The 17,004-nt window shown below is 67.3% G+C and carries 12 protein-coding genes and 1 pseudogene; 4 read left to right on the top strand and 9 right to left on the bottom strand.

What is annotated here, in order from left to right; translation table 11 throughout:
• Positions 1–118: 118 nt before the first annotated feature.
• A complete protein-coding gene (locus ACFYSC_RS19430; protein ID WP_389963161.1) occupies positions 119–859 on the bottom strand; it encodes a hypothetical protein in 741 nt (246 codons plus the stop codon).
• 242 nt (positions 860–1,101) lie between these two features.
• On the bottom strand, positions 1,102–1,545 hold the full coding sequence (locus ACFYSC_RS19425) for a VOC family protein (RefSeq protein ID WP_389963159.1): 444 nt from the start codon (positions 1,543–1,545) through the stop codon (positions 1,102–1,104).
• A gap of 56 nt (positions 1,546–1,601) precedes the next feature.
• On the opposite strand from ACFYSC_RS19425, the gene ACFYSC_RS19420 reads away from it, so the two are divergent.
• From ACFYSC_RS19420 to ACFYSC_RS19410, 3 genes are all read left to right on the top strand, one after another.
• Positions 1,602–2,033, top strand: coding sequence for a MarR family winged helix-turn-helix transcriptional regulator (locus ACFYSC_RS19420; RefSeq protein ID WP_389963156.1), 432 nt, complete (start codon positions 1,602–1,604; stop codon positions 2,031–2,033).
• A 215-nt stretch (positions 2,034–2,248) separates the two neighbouring features.
• On the top strand, positions 2,249–2,767 hold the full coding sequence (locus ACFYSC_RS19415; protein WP_389963153.1) for a MarR family winged helix-turn-helix transcriptional regulator: 519 nt from the start codon (positions 2,249–2,251) through the stop codon (positions 2,765–2,767).
• Positions 2,752–3,516 carry a VOC family protein gene (locus ACFYSC_RS19410; protein WP_389963151.1) on the top strand — a complete coding sequence of 255 codons (765 nt, stop codon included), beginning with the start codon at positions 2,752–2,754 and terminating at the stop codon, positions 3,514–3,516. The genes ACFYSC_RS19415 and ACFYSC_RS19410 overlap by 16 nt, the downstream gene beginning before the upstream one ends.
• A 79-nt stretch (positions 3,517–3,595) precedes the next feature.
• Here ACFYSC_RS19410 and ACFYSC_RS19405 read toward each other — a convergent pair whose 3' ends face one another.
• From ACFYSC_RS19405 to ACFYSC_RS19375, 7 genes and pseudogenes are all read right to left on the bottom strand, one after another.
• Complete coding sequence (locus ACFYSC_RS19405) at positions 3,596–4,564, bottom strand: phosphotransferase (protein WP_389963148.1); 969 nt, start codon at positions 4,562–4,564, stop codon at positions 3,596–3,598.
• Between the two features lie 313 nt (positions 4,565–4,877).
• Positions 4,878–5,048, bottom strand: a complete 171-nt coding sequence (locus tag ACFYSC_RS19400) for a hypothetical protein (protein WP_389963146.1) — start codon at positions 5,046–5,048, stop codon at positions 4,878–4,880.
• 81 nt (positions 5,049–5,129) lie between these two features.
• Positions 5,130–5,486, bottom strand: a complete 357-nt coding sequence (locus ACFYSC_RS19395) for a transposase family protein (protein WP_389963144.1) — start codon at positions 5,484–5,486, stop codon at positions 5,130–5,132.
• A gap of 121 nt (positions 5,487–5,607) precedes the next feature.
• Positions 5,608–6,428: pseudogene (locus ACFYSC_RS19390) on the bottom strand (transposase family protein).
• Positions 6,429–7,038: 610 nt separating this feature from the next.
• The gene (locus ACFYSC_RS19385) at positions 7,039–12,054 is read right to left on the bottom strand and encodes a LamG-like jellyroll fold domain-containing protein (protein ID WP_389963141.1); all 5,016 of its coding nucleotides are present in this window, start codon (positions 12,052–12,054) and stop codon (positions 7,039–7,041) included.
• A gap of 126 nt (positions 12,055–12,180) precedes the next feature.
• Positions 12,181–15,324 (bottom strand): BTAD domain-containing putative transcriptional regulator, encoded by a 3,144-nt coding sequence (locus ACFYSC_RS19380; RefSeq protein ID WP_389963138.1) that lies wholly within the window; start codon positions 15,322–15,324, stop codon positions 12,181–12,183.
• Positions 15,325–15,774: 450 nt separating this feature from the next.
• Complete coding sequence (locus ACFYSC_RS19375) at positions 15,775–16,578, bottom strand: hypothetical protein (protein ID WP_389963135.1); 804 nt, start codon at positions 16,576–16,578, stop codon at positions 15,775–15,777.
• Positions 16,579–16,651: 73 nt separating this feature from the next.
• Here ACFYSC_RS19375 and ACFYSC_RS19370 point away from each other — a divergent pair, with 73 nt between their 5' ends.
• The gene (locus tag ACFYSC_RS19370; protein WP_362945067.1) at positions 16,652–16,846 is read left to right on the top strand and encodes a CsbD family protein; all 195 of its coding nucleotides are present in this window, start codon (positions 16,652–16,654) and stop codon (positions 16,844–16,846) included.
• The last annotated feature ends 158 nt before the right edge of the window (positions 16,847–17,004 follow it).

Genomic DNA, 17,004 nt, shown 5'->3' with positions numbered 1-17,004 from the left:
ATGCCTGGCCGGGAGGCCGTCGACGGCCTCCCGGCCTTCGCGGCGATCGTCGCCCGCCGTTCCGGTTCCGGCTGGATTGAGTCCCACCGGAACCGGAACGGCGGCCCGGGGATCGCCGTCAGGTGACCTTGTGGAGGTATCTCGCCGAGGCCCAGCCCAGCTTGCCGTTCGAGGCGCGGACAGCCACCCACCCCTTGACGGCCGAGCACCCCCCGGCGAACCGGATGTCGGCCGGGGTCAGCCTGCCGACCCGGCGGGCGTCCGCCGCCGGCCGGGAGCGGACGTTGAGGTAACCGCCCGGCTGGAGCTTGACGACGCGGTAGTTGCACGTGAGGCCGGGCGGGGTCTTGTCGTCGGAGGGGCTCTGCCCCTCGTCGACCTTCCGGAGGTATCTCGCCGAGGCCCAGCCCAGCCTGCCGTTGGACGCCTTGACCTCCACCCAGCCCCCGGCGGCCGAGCACGACCCCGCGAACGCCCCGTCGGCCACCGTCAGCCGGCCGATCCGCCTGCCCGCCAGCGATGGCCGTGACCGGACGTTGAGGTAGCTGTCCGCCCGCACACCCGTGACCCGGTAGGTGCACGCGAGGACGGTGTGGCCGCTTCCGTCGGTGGAGTGGCCGTGTCCGCCATAGGGGTCGGGGGTGGCGGCGGGGACTGGGGTCGCCGAGGGGTGTCCGGGGGTCGCCGTGGCCGACGGCCCGGAGGTCGTGAGAGGGGTGGCGGAGGTCACGGGGCTGGGACTCGGGCTGGGGGCAGGGGTCGCCGAGGAGGCGAGGGCGGCGGCCGGTGGGGCGAGCATCGTGGACAGGCCCACGGCGGCGCCCACGGTGAACGAGACCGCGACCCGTTTTCCGAGCATGACATCTCCCTTCGATTCGCATCGCACCTGCGGCTCCCGGACCACCGAAGGTCATGACATGGCATGCCACCTGCGATGCTAACGCAAAGTAGATATCCAATTACCCTGCGTGCAAACCCGCAAGCGGTTCACCGGAAGTCATCCGCCGCGACCCCGGCCTCAGGCCGCCCGCCGATCCCCGGCCGCCCTCCCGCCCGCCGTCCGCCCGGCGGCGGAGAACCGAAGGCCGTCAGCCAGGGCGGTCAGTAGGACTGGAGCTCGATGAGGTTGCCCTCGGGGTCGCCGACATGGGCCGTGCGCAGGCCGGGCCCCCAGTCGGGGCGTTCCGCCGGAGGGGCGACCAGCCGCGCGCCGTACCGCACGTAGAGGTCGGCGGCGGCGGCGACGTCCTCCACCCGGCTGACGAGCACGACCCGGCCCTCGCCGTACGGCGGGACCCCGGAGTCCCGGCCACCCACGGGAGGCGCGCCGTCCGGGGAGGGTCCGCCGGCGTCCACGACCCCGGCCATCGCGGTCCGGTCGAGGAGGGCGAGCACCCCCTGGCCCTCGACGTCCCAGCTCGCGTACGGCCCGGCCGCCGACCCCCGTGCCAGGACGGCGCCGCACAGCGCCGGGAGGACGGCGTCGTAGAGCCGGAAGCACTCGGCGAAGCGGCCGACGAGCAGGCGGGGGTGGAGGGCGTCCATCACACATCCAATCCGTAGGTTCACACCAATGATTGGTTGCAACCTACAATATTTTCATGACGGACATCCCGCCCACCCTGACCGCGCTCACCGCCTACCTGCTGTCGAGGGTCGGCAAGACCGCCAGGGGACGGGTCGCGGCCCGGCTCGGCGAGCGCGACCTGCGGTTCTGGCACATGTCGACGCTGGCGGCCCTGGCCGACTTCGGCCCCCACTCGCAGCGGGAGCTGGGCGCCCGCCTCGGCATCGACCCCAGCGACGTCGTCAAGACGCTGGACGACCTCACCGCCGCCGGATGGGCCGAGCGGACCAGGGACCCGGACGACCGCAGGAGGGTGCGGGTCGTCGTCACGCCCGAGGGCCGGACAGCGCTGGCCGGGATGGTGCGGGACACCGAGGTCCTCCAGGACGAACTGCTGGCCGCGCTGTCCGCCCGGGAACGCGCCCGGCTGCACGACCTGCTGCTGAAGGTCTTCGACCGGCCCTGACCCCGGGACGCGTGCCGGGCCGCCGACACGGGGCCCGGGGGCGGCGAGCCGGGCTCCGGGCGGGCAGAGGCGCGATCCAGGCAGAGGCGCGATCCGGGCCGAAAGGGCGGTCCAGACCGGGAGAGCGATTCAGGCGGGGGCCCGATTCAGACCGGGAGCGTGCCCCGTCGGCGAACAGATTGACAGGTACCTGTCATTCAGGCCAGGATCATCGCGTGGAGAGTCTCACCGCGTCCGGGCTGGCGTTCTCCGAACTCGTCATCGAGGTGTTCCGGGCCAACGGCCTGCTGCTCGCCGCCGGGGACGGACTGGCCCGGCCTGCCGGGCTGACCGGCGCCAGATGGCAGGTGCTCGGGGTGGTCGAGCACGGGCCGAGCACCATCGCCCAGGTCGCCCGGGCGATGGGCCTGACCAGGCAGAGCGTCCGGCAGAGCGCCGAATCGCTCGCGGCGGACGGGTTCATCGCCTACGAGGACGACCCCGCCGACCGGCGGGCCAGACTGATGAGACTGACCCCCAAGGGACGCGAGGCGCTCGCCCAGGTCGAGCGGCGCCAGGCCGAGTGGGCCAACCGTCTCGCGGAGCGCATGCCTCCCGGCGAGACGGAGGCGACCATCGAGGCGCTGCGCCGGATCCGTGTCCTGCTCGGCATGCAGGCGCCGCCCGGCACCCCGAACCAGAAACCGCCCGGCACCCCGAACCAGAAGAGGAAGATCTCATGGCCGGCGAAGTGACCGTTCCGCTCCTCCCCTGCCGGTCGATCGACGAGATCGCCGATTTCTACCGGGTCCTGGGGTTCGAGCAGACCTACCGCCAGACCCGCCCCAACCCGTACACGGTGCTCCAGCGGGAGGACATCGCCCTGCACTTCTTCGCGATGGACGGGTTCGACCCCGCCGCCTCCTACGGCTCCTGCCTGGTCCTGGTCCCGGACACCGGCGCGCTGTTCGAGTCCTTCGCCACCGGCATGCGGACCGCGTACGGCAAGCTGCTGGTGTCCGGCACCCCCCGGATGACGCGCCCCCGCAAGCGGAAGAACACCGGCGACCTGGCCGGATTCAGCGTCGTGGACCCGGGAGGCAACTGGATCCGGATCTTCCCCCTCTCCGGTTCGGCCTCCCGCGACGCCGATCAAGGCGAGCAGGCCGGCCCAGGGGCCGAGCGGAGCAGGATCGCCAAGGCGATGGAGAACGCGGTCGTGCTGGGCGAGTCCAAGGGCGACCACCGGCAGGCCGCACGCATCCTTGACACCGCACTGGCCCGCGAGCAGGACTCCGCGCCCGCGACGGAACTCGTCGAAGCGCTGGTGTACCGGGCGGAACTGGCGATGCGCCTGGGCGACGGCGAGCGCGCCGACGAGTTGCTGGCGCGGGTCCGCGACACGCCGCTCGGCGAGGCCGACCGCGAGACACTCGCCGAGACGCTGGCGGGCGCGCGGGACCTGGAGCAGGCCCGCCACGCCGACCGGCCCCCGGCCTCCTGACGACCGCACTCCACCGGGTCCGCCCGTTCCGCACGCCGCCTGCCCGTTCCGTACGCCGTCCGGCCGTGGCGCCGTTCCCCTACGGTCCCGCCGGGTACGGCCCCGCCGTGTGCGCGGCCCGCCGGTCCGCCGGGGCGGCGAGCCGGGCGCGGAGCGTGCGCAGCGCGTCGTCCACCAGCTCGGGCGTGCGCTGCTCCAGGCCGAACAGCACGTCCAGCGCCGGGTCCGCCAGCGCCCAGAAGTCCAGCTTGCGGGCCAGCCGTACGGTGAACGGCAGGCCCCGGTGCGCCTGCACCCGCCGTACGAAATCCGGGCCCGCCTCCGCCCAGAGGTAGGACAGGTCGTAGTCGGGATCGCCGACCTCGGCGTCGCCGAAGTCGATGAGCCCGGTGATCTCGCCACCGGTGACGAGCAGGTGGTCCAGGCTCACGTCGCCGTGCGTGAACGAGGGCCGGTAGGCGAAGTTGGCGTCGTCGCCGAGGTAGCCCTCCCAGGCGGCCAGCAGAGTCCGGCCCTCCCCCGGCGTGAGCCGGGGCAGCACCTCTGCCCGGACGGCGGCCAGATCGTCGGCGAAGTCCTCCCGCAGGTCCCAGGACGGGGCCCCCAGCCTCTCCGCCGTCTCCGCGGGGAAGGCGTGCAGGGCGTCGAGGATCCCGGCCACCTGCCGGGCCGGCCCCGGCAGGCCGGGCAGCCCCCGGGCGTGCCAGTCCTCCGGGGTCAGCACCTCGCCGGGGACGAGCGGGTAGCCGCAGAACGAGCCCGGCCCGATGGGGTTGGGCGCGGTGAACAGGAACCGGGGGATCTCCACGCCGAGGCCCGTCCGGAGAGCGAGTTCGGGCAGCAGCCGGGCTTCCCTGGCGACGCTCCCGGCCCCGTCGGAGTTCTTCGGCAGCCGCAGCACGACCGCGTCGTCCAGCAGCAGCGTCACGTTGTCCAGGCCGGCCCCCAGCGGCCGCAGCGGAGCGTCCCGCAGCTCGGGCAGCGCCCCGGCGAGCGCCTCCCGGACCTTCTGCTCCCAGTCGTCCGGCAGCGAGACATCCCTGATCACGGACACACCGTACCGACCGGGACCGGCGGCTTCTCCGCCCGCCCCGGGTCGCGGGTGCCGGAGAGTCCAGGTGGCCGAGGGCAGTGGCGTGCCGGTCCCCGGGCCGGGCGATTCCTCAGCCGGCCGGGCCGATGTGCCGCATCACGTCCCCACCTGACGGGCGCTCGTGTCGCCGACCGGATCGTTCCGCAGGCTGATCGGTTCATGCCTTCAGCCCTCGCCCCTCCCCCGCCACCCTTGAGGGGTGAACAACGCACTCGTCGTCATCGACGTCCAGGAGTTCTTCCGGAAACTGCCGGACTGGGAGTTCGTCTCACAGCCGGACATCGTCGGCCAGCAGCGGTGCGAACGAGGGGATCTCATTGCTTTTTGCCGCGATCTGCCGCTGGGCAGTGACGGTCTGGGTGTCGTGGCGCAGGGCGGCCAGGAGGCAGACGGCTCCGCCGGTGGCGGTCCGGCTGCCACTCAGCGTCTTGCCGTCCACCGCCAAGCCGACGAGCGGTGCTCGGTGTGCCGGTCGGTCATCATCTGCTTCGGGTGGGGCGCAGACGGCAAGAGTGGCTGGTTACCCACAGGTCTCAGCCTCGAAGGCATCTCCATCCAGGTGCGACAGCAGGCGTCCGAGGGTACTGGTGGCCAGGCGGACGGTGCCGGACAGCCCGGCACGGGCCAGAAGGCCGGGGTCATATCCGCCGATGCATCGGGTGATCGCTGCCAGGGAGGCGGCCCCGCCGAGCACCGCGATCAGGGATAACGCCAGGAGTGAACCCAGGCGGTAGCGGCGTCCCCGGCGGCTGCGCGGGTCGGGCGGTGCGTCCAAGACCTCGACCAGGGCGGGCAGATCGTCCGAGCCGGTGATGAGGTCGGCGAAGGTGACGTGTTCCCAGTGGTGGGTGAGCACGTCGATCGGGGATGATGGCACGCGAACGCGGCCCCTGTTCTTGATCGGCTGGCTTCGACAACCGTCGATCATCAGGGGCCGCGTTTGCCGTCTCCAGGCCGGGGTGCCCTCAACCACTCGTCCGTGTCCGGGGTGCAGCGTCTCACCAGCCGAGAACGCATCGGTCCTGCGCTGTATAGGCACTGAGGCTTTTCCATCCTCGCGTGATCTCGTAGTTCTGCAGGACGGCGATGGCCTTGCACAGGTGTCCGGCCTGGCTGGGGCTGGAGCGGAGTCTGCGTAGGATGCGCCAGCTCTTGAGCTGAGCATTGGCCCGTTCGCCGGGGCCGCGTAGCCGGGCATGGGAGCGGTTGGCCCGCTTCTGGGAGACGGGTTTGCCGCGGCCCTTGTACGGCGTGACGACCGGCCCTTCCGCGCCTTGGTAGCCTTTGTCGGCGAGGGTGAGGGCGCCGGCCCGCTCCAGCGCGCGCAAGATGCCCCAGATCCGGGCGGCGCTCAGGTCATGGACTGAGCCCGGCAGCGCACCGGAGGTCCAGATGATCGTTCCGTCCGGGGAGGCGATGACCTGGATGTTCATGCCATGGCCCCGGTGCTTGGCCGAGTAGTACGGCCGGTCGGCCTTGACCCGGTCGGTGCAGACGAGCCTGCCGTCCAGCACCAGGTAGTGCAGTCCGTCCCGCCTGGCCGTGCGCAGTGCCCGGTCGAGCCTCGGCGAGCGGGCCGACAGCAGCATCACGGTCTCTTGCACGTACCGCCAGGCGGTGGCCACCGAGACGCCGAAGCCGGCGGCGAGCTCGGTGACGTCTCGCCTTTGCGCAGGTGGACCAGCACGAGCAGGGCCTGCTGGCCGGGGGTGAGCCGCCGCCAAGGGGTGCCGATCGTGGTGCGGTGCCGCCGGATGACTCCGGCCACGTAGTTCAGCGTTGAGCGCGACAAATCGACCGCGGCACGGTAGAACAGCACCCGGAGCTCCTGGTTGTGACGGACGTGATTGTGGTGATCAACCCGTCTACCAGGGGCTTCTCTATGTCATCAGGCGAACGCGGCACCCGCGATCATGCTGTGACCCGCTGCCCATCCCACCGAGGATGAAAAAGGCTCACTGATTCTTTGCCTCGCAGAACATGCTGTTATTCCGGAAGAAAGGCTCCTCCACGGGCCGTCGGAGGGAAGAAGCACCGTATCCACCCGCTCGCTCTGCACATACTTATCAATCGTCGGCCATCTAAAGTGAAGAATATCTGGACACACCTATCCATACTTTTCCCTTTTCTTGTTGGCGTCAATCCAAGCCATCTCAATTGGGGGAATTTCAGAAATTCGCAGCACCGAATGCCAAAATCCAGATAATGATATCCGGAAAAAATAAATCCCATACCGGCAGCAAACAGGTTGAATGGACCCCCCGGGACAAACGAAATAAATCACCGAAGGTTATGATGGCATGGTGATCGAAAACTTCATCACACCCTCGTCCGGCCTTGGAGGTCCTTGAAGTAAACTGATAAGCCTAAAGTAGATGGGGGGTACAATGCCCCCCATCTACCGTCCACCTATTCCATCCGCGCGATTACTACAGCGGCGGCCCGACATCCTCTACGGAGGATTTTCCGATACACCCTCCCATAGAGTAGGAGACGCTAGAGCTGAGCAGGCCGCTCGACCGAGTGATCTGACAAGATTTATCCGCTCCGATTAGATAATTTCTGTACCAGGTGTCATTCTTTTTGAAGTCTAGCCGAATCTCTGCCCGATAGTCATGCCTAAATCGATCTATACTACACTCCGCGTTCTTGCACTTTCCCCAGGTCAGCCCCCTGTAAGCATTGATCTGCGGATCCCCCGCGTTCTCCCGAGACCCTCTCTTTCTTTCCTCCGAAACTGAGCCGCACTCTTCCTGCCCCTTACGCCCTCCCCATTTGAGGTTGAGCTGAGGGTCCATGCTGATGGTGACTCCAACCTCGAACCCTCCCTTGCTGCTGCGAAGACAGGTTGCGCCTGTCACCTTCATGTACGCATGACTTACAAGATATTTTCCGTAAGAGGAGCTCCATCCGTAGTTTTTGTTTTCGCTGATATTCCTCGGATACGGGTATATGCGTACGTAGTTAACGAAAGATTCGATAGGCCATTCGGAGTCCCAAGGGTCGAGCGCATCATGAACGGTACGCGGTGTTGAAGACCCGAAGCGGTAGTGCACGACCCAGCTCTTACCCAGATTGAGCGTCTTGTCGAAACCTTCGGAAATTAAGCTTCCTGGGGCGGATCCACTAGCACCGCTGCACGCCTGGGTAACTGCGGCACCCCTCTGCGCCCCTCCGCAATTCCATCCTTCGTCGTCCGAGAAGTCGCTGGAATCCTCGTTCGCGTCGTACGGAACCTCGATTACGGTTATATCTCCACATCTGTCGAAGACAAATACCGATATCGTAAAGTCACTCGGGTCGACTTGGCCTTCTTCGGCCGCTGCAGTGGAGGATCCGAGAGGAGATGCCCCTTGGATTTTCCAAGTTCGATCGACGTTCGTTGTCACCCTCACAGAGCCATCACTACCCGCGCTGATGACAGTGTCCTTCAAAACAGTGGTGGAGTCGGTGCGGGATTCACCCACTCGCTCCATGGCGCCCCTCTGCTGAACCAACCGTTCATTCAGCAATGAAAGGCTGGCCGCGCTCGGAGCATCAGGGGTGACTCCCGAAGCGTCCCAAATAGTATCTGCTCGCCCCTCCAATACCGCTTCCTGTGCCTGATAGTAGTTCTTGACTCGATCTATGTAGACCGCTGCCCCGGACTCCGAATCGGTCGTAGCGCCCACATGGCCAGAGAAAGTGTTCGAGGACATAGAACACGACGCCTTCTGGCTTGGCGGAGGAGGCGGCGGGACGAATTTAGGGGTGACAGTAGTTTCTTCCCAGCCACTGACGCCGAACGCGGTCTTTGCTCTTACCCTAACCGTGAAGGTCTGGCCATTGGAAAGCCCACTTATGGCTGCGTACGGTTCCTTCACCTCCAGGGTTTTAACGATGCCTCCACCGCTGTCGGCGACCTCGACGTCGTAGCCGTCGAGGATGGCAACGCTACCGTTGCTCTCCGGTAAGCCCCAACTTGCTATCGCGCTGGCGTCTCCAGCTTGAGCCACCAGGTTGAGCACGCTGCCGGGCGGGCCGGCAGGAAGATAAGTAAGAGCGAGAGATGGCTGCCGTTCCGCGGGCACATCACCGAATGTGACGATTTCTTCTTTATTCGAGGTGAGCATGAGCCATGAATACTCACTTCCGGCAATATCCCCCTTAGGGGAATTTAATGGAAGCGCGGTAGCGGCCGTAGAGGAGTCTATGTCAGCCGCTAGATCTGATCCCTTGGTATCATTGTTGGTCTGGCTCTTCAGTGGTATTGCAGTAATGACACCGTCTACAGGGCATGTGCTCGTCATGCAATCCGGAGAGCCAAGATTGAGAAGAGCCTCTGAAACTCCGGCGCCATTGGGGAGCTCATCTAGCCTTAACCTGATCACGCTGACAGTCTTATCGGTGCCCGCGCCTCCGATCCGCATGATCGGAGAATCTATCAACGGACAGGGATTACCGTCGCAGGCCGTCGGGTCGGTCTTGGTGGTCTTGATGACGAAGTTGTCCTTGAGCAAGGTCAGGTGGCGGACGTCCTCCGCGGGCAGTTCCGGCGGGGTGCCGGGGACGGTGAAGCTCACCGAGGCCGTCTTGGCGGTGCAGACCTCCTCGACGCACGTCTGCATCTGCCACGTGTACGTCCTGCCGAGTTGGACGGTGTTCTCCGGTACCTGGAAGGACGCCCGCTCCCCGCCGTTGACCGTACGTTCGCCGAGCGGGCTCGTTCCGACCGGTGCGCCGGTGCTGTCGTACAGGAAGTACTTCGCGGTGACCGGTCCGCCGGAAGGCCGGTTGACCATGCCGGACAGGATCGGCCGGGTGGGGTCGGCCATGCCTGTCTCGGCGTCCGTGGGGATGAACGGTGCGTCCGAGGTGATGCGGTAGGCCGGGCTCTCGTTGCAGGAGGGCGGGGTGACGCCGGTACGGCAAGCCTTCACGACGAACTTGAAGCTGGCCGGGTTGTCCAGGGTGAACAGCTTGTCGACGACCTGTCCCGAGGGGATGCCGTTGTAGCTGGTCGCGGTGGGCACACCGTGCAGGGCGCGGACGTCCGACTCGGTCAGGACCCGGTTGTAGACGTGAACGTCGTCGATGCCGCCGTTGAGGTAGTCGGTGAAGGAGCCGTCCATCTTGGTACGGCCGATCTGGAAGTTGCCGCGGGCGTTCCACGGGGTGAGGTGGTCTTTCTCGCCCGAGAGCGTGCCGTCCACGTACAGGCGCAACTTCTGGGTGGTGGCGTCGTAGACGGCCACCAGGTGGGTCCACACGTTGATCGGGGCCGGATCCTTGGACGCCACGATCGTCACCTGGGCGGGTACGGCATCGCTGCGTGGCATGCCGAACCACCACTTCTGCTCATACTCGTGGTAGGAGAGGAAGAAGCCGGACTGCTGGTTACCGGCCTGGCTCACCACGGTGTGGTCACCGGCGCTGCCGTCAAGGCGTGCCCATGCGCTGACCGAGAAGCTCTGGTTGGTGTTCAGCACGGGTTTGGCGGTGACGGCATATGCGTCGCTGGGGTCGGTGTAGATGTCGTTGACCAGCTTCAGCGCCTTGCCGAGCTGACCGGTGTCCCGGCTGGCCGCCCCCTTGAGGGTCGCGGGGAACCCCTTCCCCGACGAGTCGGTGGCCGTCGTCCCGGATGCCTCGTCGAACTTCCAGTAGGCGGTCTCCCCCGTGGGGATCGTGGGCGGCGTTCCCATGGTGGAGTCGTTGACCGAGACGGTGTAGTCGAGGTTGGTGCCTTCGGCGACGCTGGATTTGAACCCGACCTTGACCTTGGTGCTGCGTGCGATCGCGTCGTTGCCGTCCATGGAGTCGATGGACTCGGCGGTGACGGTGGGGATCTCGGGCGGCAGCATGTAGGAGACGGTCAACTTGGGCGGACGCGCGCCGGTGCCGGTGGTCTCCGCGGAGTGGAACTCGATCGATCCGACGCCGCCCCAGGGCGTCGTCTCGTCCACGGTGCTGATCTGCAGCCCGTAGTTGGGACTGCCGCCCGCCCAACTGCTCGCGATGGGGGTCACGGCCCAGGAGAATGCCCGAGGGTAGGGATCGGCGTCCGGATCGTACGGCGGGCAGAGCTGGATCTGGGAGCCGGCCTGTGCGACCGAGGGCTGGTTCGCCCAGGTGAGCTCCCCGGGGGTCCAGGGCGCGGTGATCCGGGACACCCTCAGGCCGCTGGTCCAGTGATCACACCTTGAGGCTTTGGGTGCCCACAGCTCCAACTGGGCGCTGCCGACCGCCTTACCGATCAGCGGGGTGGTGTCGAACTTGATGAGCGCGTTGTGGAACCTGACGACGCTCGGCGCGGAAGAGCTGTCCCTCACGGACTCTCCACCGACTTTGAGGCGCGGGGCACCGGGGTTGTCGTAGCCCGTCCCCGTGGAGGCCACGAAGGTGTCGGTGTCGAGCGTGAGTGTGGTCGTCGGGTCGACCACTACCGGGTACTTCGTGGCGGGATCGGCCAAGAAGCCGGCGTCGGGTTTCAGGACGAGTGTCGCGGTGCCGTCCTTCTCGAGGACCTGCGTGTCGATCGAGCCGGTTCGGCGGTTGCCCTGACCGTCTGCACCCGGTTCCGTGCTGTCCCACATGATCGGAGCCGGGGCGTGTGCCACCAGTTTCCCCTTGGAGTCGGCCAGTTCCAGCCGCCCTCGTTTGGCTTCGGTGAGACGCAGTCCGTCGTTCCGGACGGGGATCCGGATCTCCACCGGACCCTTGGGCCTCTCGCGCAGCACGACGTCATGTTGGAAGCCGGTGGGCAGGGCGGCCACGACCAGGTCGGCTCCCGGTCCGGCCGCATCGACGTAACGGGCGACGTTGCCGTTGACCTCCGGGCGGGGCAGGGGCGTGGGCCAGTCCAGCGTGAACCGCTGTTCCTTGCCGCCTCGCCCCATGGACGCGAACGCCTTGCCGTCGCCTCCCATGGAGAAGGCCACATCGGCCTTACCGATCTTGGGTTTGAGAGCACCGTCACGCTCCACCAAAGTCGTGTCGACCCATGCCCAGGAGCCGTCGGGCTGCTTGACCCGGGTGGGGCCTGAATACGCCTGCATGGTGATGGTGCCGTCGGGGTTGGCCCAGGAACGGGACGTCTCCGTTCCGGCGGCCTCAACTTCGACGGGCTTGTTCTGTTTCCGGGCCTCCTCGACTCCGGCTCGCAGAGCCGCGTCCGGGTCCGCTGGACGGGGGAAGGTCGTCACCGAGGGTTTGGCCGGAGCGACCGCGGCGTCCGGCCTGGGGTCCGCCTGCGCCGTCTGGGGAACGGCGGCGACAAGGAGCGACGCGGCCAGGGCCGATACGGTTAAGACCGCCGTCCCTGTCCGTTTGGATCGTCTGCGCCGTGGCGGCGGCGCAGATAGGTGGTGCGGCGATGAAGCGCTCACCGATACCTCCGTCAGCTGGGAGATTGACCGGCCGGCAAGGGAGAGGGAGAACCGGCCGGAGATGATCACCGCAAGCATGACGGGCAGCTCTGTTGATCTTGTCTTTCACAGTGTCGCGATCTTGGTGCCACCTGCCGTCTCTCGTGTATGAGGACATCGGGATGAAGTCACCGGAACGCTGATGGGTTCACATACCGTCCACGCTCACCGCGACGGCACCGCTGGCCCGGTGTCTGCGAGAGTCCTTCCCCACAGAGCTCTCAGCCGTTCGGTGACGGCATCGGCTTCGGGTACTCCCATCGGAGCAAGGATGGCCGAGGCCTCCTCCAGCCAAATCCTCGTCTCCTCCGCCTGTCCCGACGCAACCAGCGCCTCCGCCATTCCCTTGCAGGCGAGGCCCCGGTAATAGGGGTAGCCGAGAGAGGAGGAGAGGGAAGCGGCTGTCTCATAGTGGCCTAGTGCGGCGACCTCGTCTCCGGCGAGAAGGCACGCGCTGCCCAGGCCGACGAGTATCTCGCACTCGAGTTCACGGGTCTTCACCTGTCGTGCCTGAAGGAGCGCCTCCTGGTAATGGGCCCGGGACTCCGGATACCGGCCTTGACGGAGAAGATCACGGCCGAGGCCGTTGAGAGCGTCAGCTGTGAGCCGGAGGCTCTTCAACTCCCTGCCCAGCGAGAGGGCACGTGTCAGGCATTCCAGCGAGGACGCGGAGTCTCCCATCCCGGAGTGGGCCTCCCCCAGATGCACGAGAACGTACGCCTCGTTATGACGCTCCCCCTCCTCCTTCGCCATCGCGTAGTGGTCAATCAGGGGACCGAGAGCCTCTTCGAACCTTCCCAACTGGATGTATGCGATCGCCAGGCGGTAGCGACCGCTCCCCGGATCGAAACCGACGTCGAGCGACGACTCGATCCGTACGGCCTCCCGGCATGTCTCCACCGCCTCGGCGATCCGGCCGATCCGGAGCAGGCCGTAACCGATGTCGCTGAGCGCTCTCGCCTCACCCCGCCGGTCCCCCATCTCCCGCAGTACGGCCAGAGCCATTCGCTGGAGGCCGAGGTATTCCTCATACTTTCCCGCGAACATGTTGGCGTAGGCGAGAGATCCGGCGATCTCCACTTCGCCGCGCCGATCCCTGATCTCCTGAGCCGCGGACAGAGCGATCCGATGAGTGGCGAGCCAGTCATCCACTCGGTCACGCACATCGAAGAAGCGCGACAGCACACGTGCCGTCTTCCAGGCATGGACCTGCCATCCTTGGGACGCCTCGTACGAGATCGCCGAGATGAGGAAATGGTTTTCAACGTCCAGCCACCTCCATGCCTCGTTCTTGTCCTTGAACCTCATCTCCTCCGGCCTCAGCGGTTCTTCGAGGAGACGGGCCAACCGCCCTGGCTGGATGACCTCCATGGCGGCGATGCTCATCCGCAGCGCCCAGTCGAACAGGCGCGACAGCGCGCCGTACCGTTCATCGGCGCGGTCGTCGGCCTCACCACGGTCGCACGCGTACACACGGACCAGATCGTGCATCGACAGCCGGTCGCCGTCCCTGCCGATCAGATGGGCGCCGACGAGTGTCTCGATCACGGCTCGGCTCTCGGCGGGTGGCATACCCGTCAGCGCGACGACCCCGTCGAAACCGATGTCCGGCCCCGGAGCCAGCCCTATCAGGCGGAACGCCCTTCGGGCGTTCCCCGGCAGGGTCCGGTAGGAGAGTTCGAAGGCGGCGCGGACCCCGATGTGAGGGTCCTCTTCGATGTCCAGGGCGGTCAGGCGGTTCTCCCTGCTGAGCCGGGAGTTGAAGGCCCCGAGGGGCAGATCCGGCCGGGTCACGAGGTGCGCCGCGGCCAGGCGGAGCGCGAGGGGGAGGTATCCGCACAGCTCGGCCAGTTCGGAGACGGCGTCCGCTTCGGCTTGGGACCTTTCGCGCCCCAGGAGGGCGATCAATAACGCCCGTGCCTCCGTCATCGAGAGAGCGTCAAGGGTGATGACCCGGACGTCATGCGTGACGGACAACCCGCGTAGCGAGTTCCGGCTGGTGACGATCGACCTGCACGAAGAGGATCCCGGCAGGAGGGGACGCACCTGTTCAGGGTCCATCGCGTTGTCGAACACCATGAGAATTCGCTTGCCGGTTACGAGGGAGCGGTAGAGCGCCTCCTGCTCATCTGCTTCGTGAGGGATGTCCTCAGCCGTCACTCCCAAGCCGCTCAGCAGCCGCCGCAGAGCGTGGGCTCTTGTCATGGGCTCCTCCTGCGAATAACCGTGGAGGTTCACGTAGAGCTGGCCGTCGGGGAACCGATCGGAGACCCGATGCCCCCAATGTGTCGCGAGCGCGGTCTTGCCCACTCCCGCCGTACCGGCGATGACGGTGATCGCCACCGTAGGACCGTCCCCTTGTTCCGAGGGCAGCAGCAGATCCAGTTGTCGCAGGCTTTCCTCTCGGCCGGTGAAGCGGGCGATGTCGGGAGGCAACTGGCGGGGGACGGGACGACTGTGGGCTGAAGCCGCCGGCTTCCCCGATCTCCGTGGCTGTCCTTCCGCGCTCAGGGCGGGGTCACCTGACAGGATGGCCTGGTGGAGCCGGGCCATGTCGTCTCCGGGTTCCAACCCCAGTTCCCTGCGGAACTGCTGGTGGGCCAGCCTGTACTCCTCAAGTGCCTCAGCGGTTCGCCCCTCCCGGTGAAGAGCGAGCATCAGCTGGGCTCGTAACTTCTCATTGAGCGGATTCTCCGTGACGAGCTTTCTCAGCTCACCGATCAACTCGGAGGCGCGCCCGGCGGCGAGGTCCGCCTCGATGCGCTCCGCGAGCACGATGGTCCGGCGTTCTTCCAGTGCTGGACCCTCAGCCGACTGGAACGCCGGATGAGTGCCGGACAGGGCGGGTCCCTGCCAGATGTCCAGGGCCGCCCGGAACCGCTCGGCGGCCTGTTCGGCATTGCCCTCCGCCATGGCAGCCCTGGCGCTTTCGCTTCTGGCGGTGAAAACCCCTAGGTCGGAAGCGTCACAAGGAATGCGCAAGGAGTATCCCGAGGGAGCGCTTGCCAGAACATCCGCGTCAGCGAGCAGCCGACGCAGGGACCACAGGTGGTTGTGCAACAACCTTCGCCCCGACGCGGGAGCCTCATTTCCCCACAGAGCCCTCAGCAGCCGTTCGTGTGAGACGACGCGGTTAGCGTTCAGCACCAGAACGGCCAGCAATGTGCGCGGTTTCTGTCCTACGACCGACAGAGACCTTCCATCACGCCAGATACCCACCGGCCCCAGCACTCGGAATTCCACAGCGTCCTCCCCGTTGCGAAGGATCGCTCCCGGATGTAGCGGCGACCGTGTAAGCCCCAAGGCCATACCGTACGGATCACACGCCTTCGGGAACGATCCAGCTCGCTGAATCCACGACAGCGGAGAAGACGATACAAGATCAGAAAAAGAAAGCGAAGCTAACCGAAGAGACATTCACCCCTGACTTCGGATTGTCATGTGCCGGTAGCGGATCGCCGCTCCAGCCGGGAAATGTGATTCCGAGGAAAGGCCGCCCACCGAATCGACTCCTTCTCCGGCCCCGCGTCGCGCCGGTGGCCTCGCAAGGAAGAAGGCATCCCGCCACCAAGGGCGACAGCGGCCGATACCGCTTTTGCGGATATGGCCCATCATCGACACGCACCGGGCCGTACCCCCGTACAGAGGCACGGCCCCGGCCTCAGATACGGAAAACCGTGGCTCCTCGACCACAGGGAATTCCCGGCGCTTCGTTTACGGGGCATGGCGGTGATGCGCCGGTGCCCGCCTGAGCCGGCGTCACGGGCGTGCGCCGGGTCTCGGCGGTGTGACAGCGGCCGTGACGCGGGTGAGGACGTCGGGCCAGGGGCGGGCCGGGACCACGGGGACGCCCGCCTCGGCGGCCAGGGCCGCGAGGCGGGCGCCGTAGCGGGCGCTGGCGCGGGCTCGGGCGAGCTGGTCGCCGTTGCCGGGCTCGCGGCTCAGGTAGTTCGCCGCGATCCGCGCTTCGTCGGGCTCGTGCAGGACCACCGCCGCCACCCGCCCGTCCGCCGGGATCCCGGCGAAGGACTCCCGTACGGCGAGGCCCGGCAGCAGGTAGTCGCCTTCGATCACCACCGGGGTGCCGGTCTCCAGGTGGTTGGCCACCACCGCCTCGATGGCCGGGGCGAGCGCCTCGGCGATGGCGACCTGGAGGTCGGCGATGTCGTCGGCCGGCAGGCGGCCGTCCTCGGGGTGGGTGCGCCAGTGGTGCAGGAGCGGCTGCTGTTCGGGTGTGGTCATGGCGAGGAGCGCCTCGACGAGGTCGTCGACCTCCACGATAGGGACGCCGTGGAGCCGCGCCAGGGGGTAGCTGACCCGGGTCTTACCGGTTCCGGAGGCGCCGCAGATCAACAGCACGTCCCAGGTGCGCCGTGGGACCGGCGGGAGCCCGCCGTCCGAGGACCCGTTCGACGGGTCCGCGCCGCCCGGCGGGCGCACGCCGTTCTCGGGCCCGTCCGGGAAGCGCCCCTCGCCCGCCGGTACACCCGGGGAGCGCCTGTCCGCGGCCCCGTACGGCGGGCGGATGGCCTCGGCCGAGGCCGCCGGTGCGCTGTCGTGCATGTTTACCCCTTTGATCTGCGGACACTAAGTATCTCTGAGCAGAGAGAACTTCGCGCAAGGGGAGGAATCACCCATGGGTGCTGACGAGAAGATCTCCAACAAGTCCCAGGAGCTCGGGGGCAAGGTCAAGGAGGGTGTCGGCCGCGCCACGGACGACGAGCGCCTTGAGGCCGAGGGCCGGGCCGACCAGGGGGAGAGCAAGTTCAAGCAGGCCGGGGAGAAGCTGAAGGACAGCGCCAAGGACGTCAAGGACGCCTTCAAGCGTTGATCTCCCAGCCCAGTAGGCCGAAGCCTCCCGTTCCAGGAGGTTCCGGCCGTGGGGGGGGGGGGGGGGGGCGGGGGGGGGGCCCCCCCGGCCCCCCCCCCCGCCCCCCCCCCCCCGGCCCGGCCCGCCCCCCCCCCCCCCCCGCCGCCCGCCGGACGCCC

The organism is Streptosporangium sp. NPDC004379 (genome assembly GCF_042873875.1).
In the GTDB taxonomy this organism is placed as follows: domain Bacteria; phylum Actinomycetota; class Actinomycetes; order Streptosporangiales; family Streptosporangiaceae; genus Streptosporangium.
Note: the sequence above shows the minus strand (reverse complement) of the source record. Positions and strands in the feature narration are given on the sequence as shown.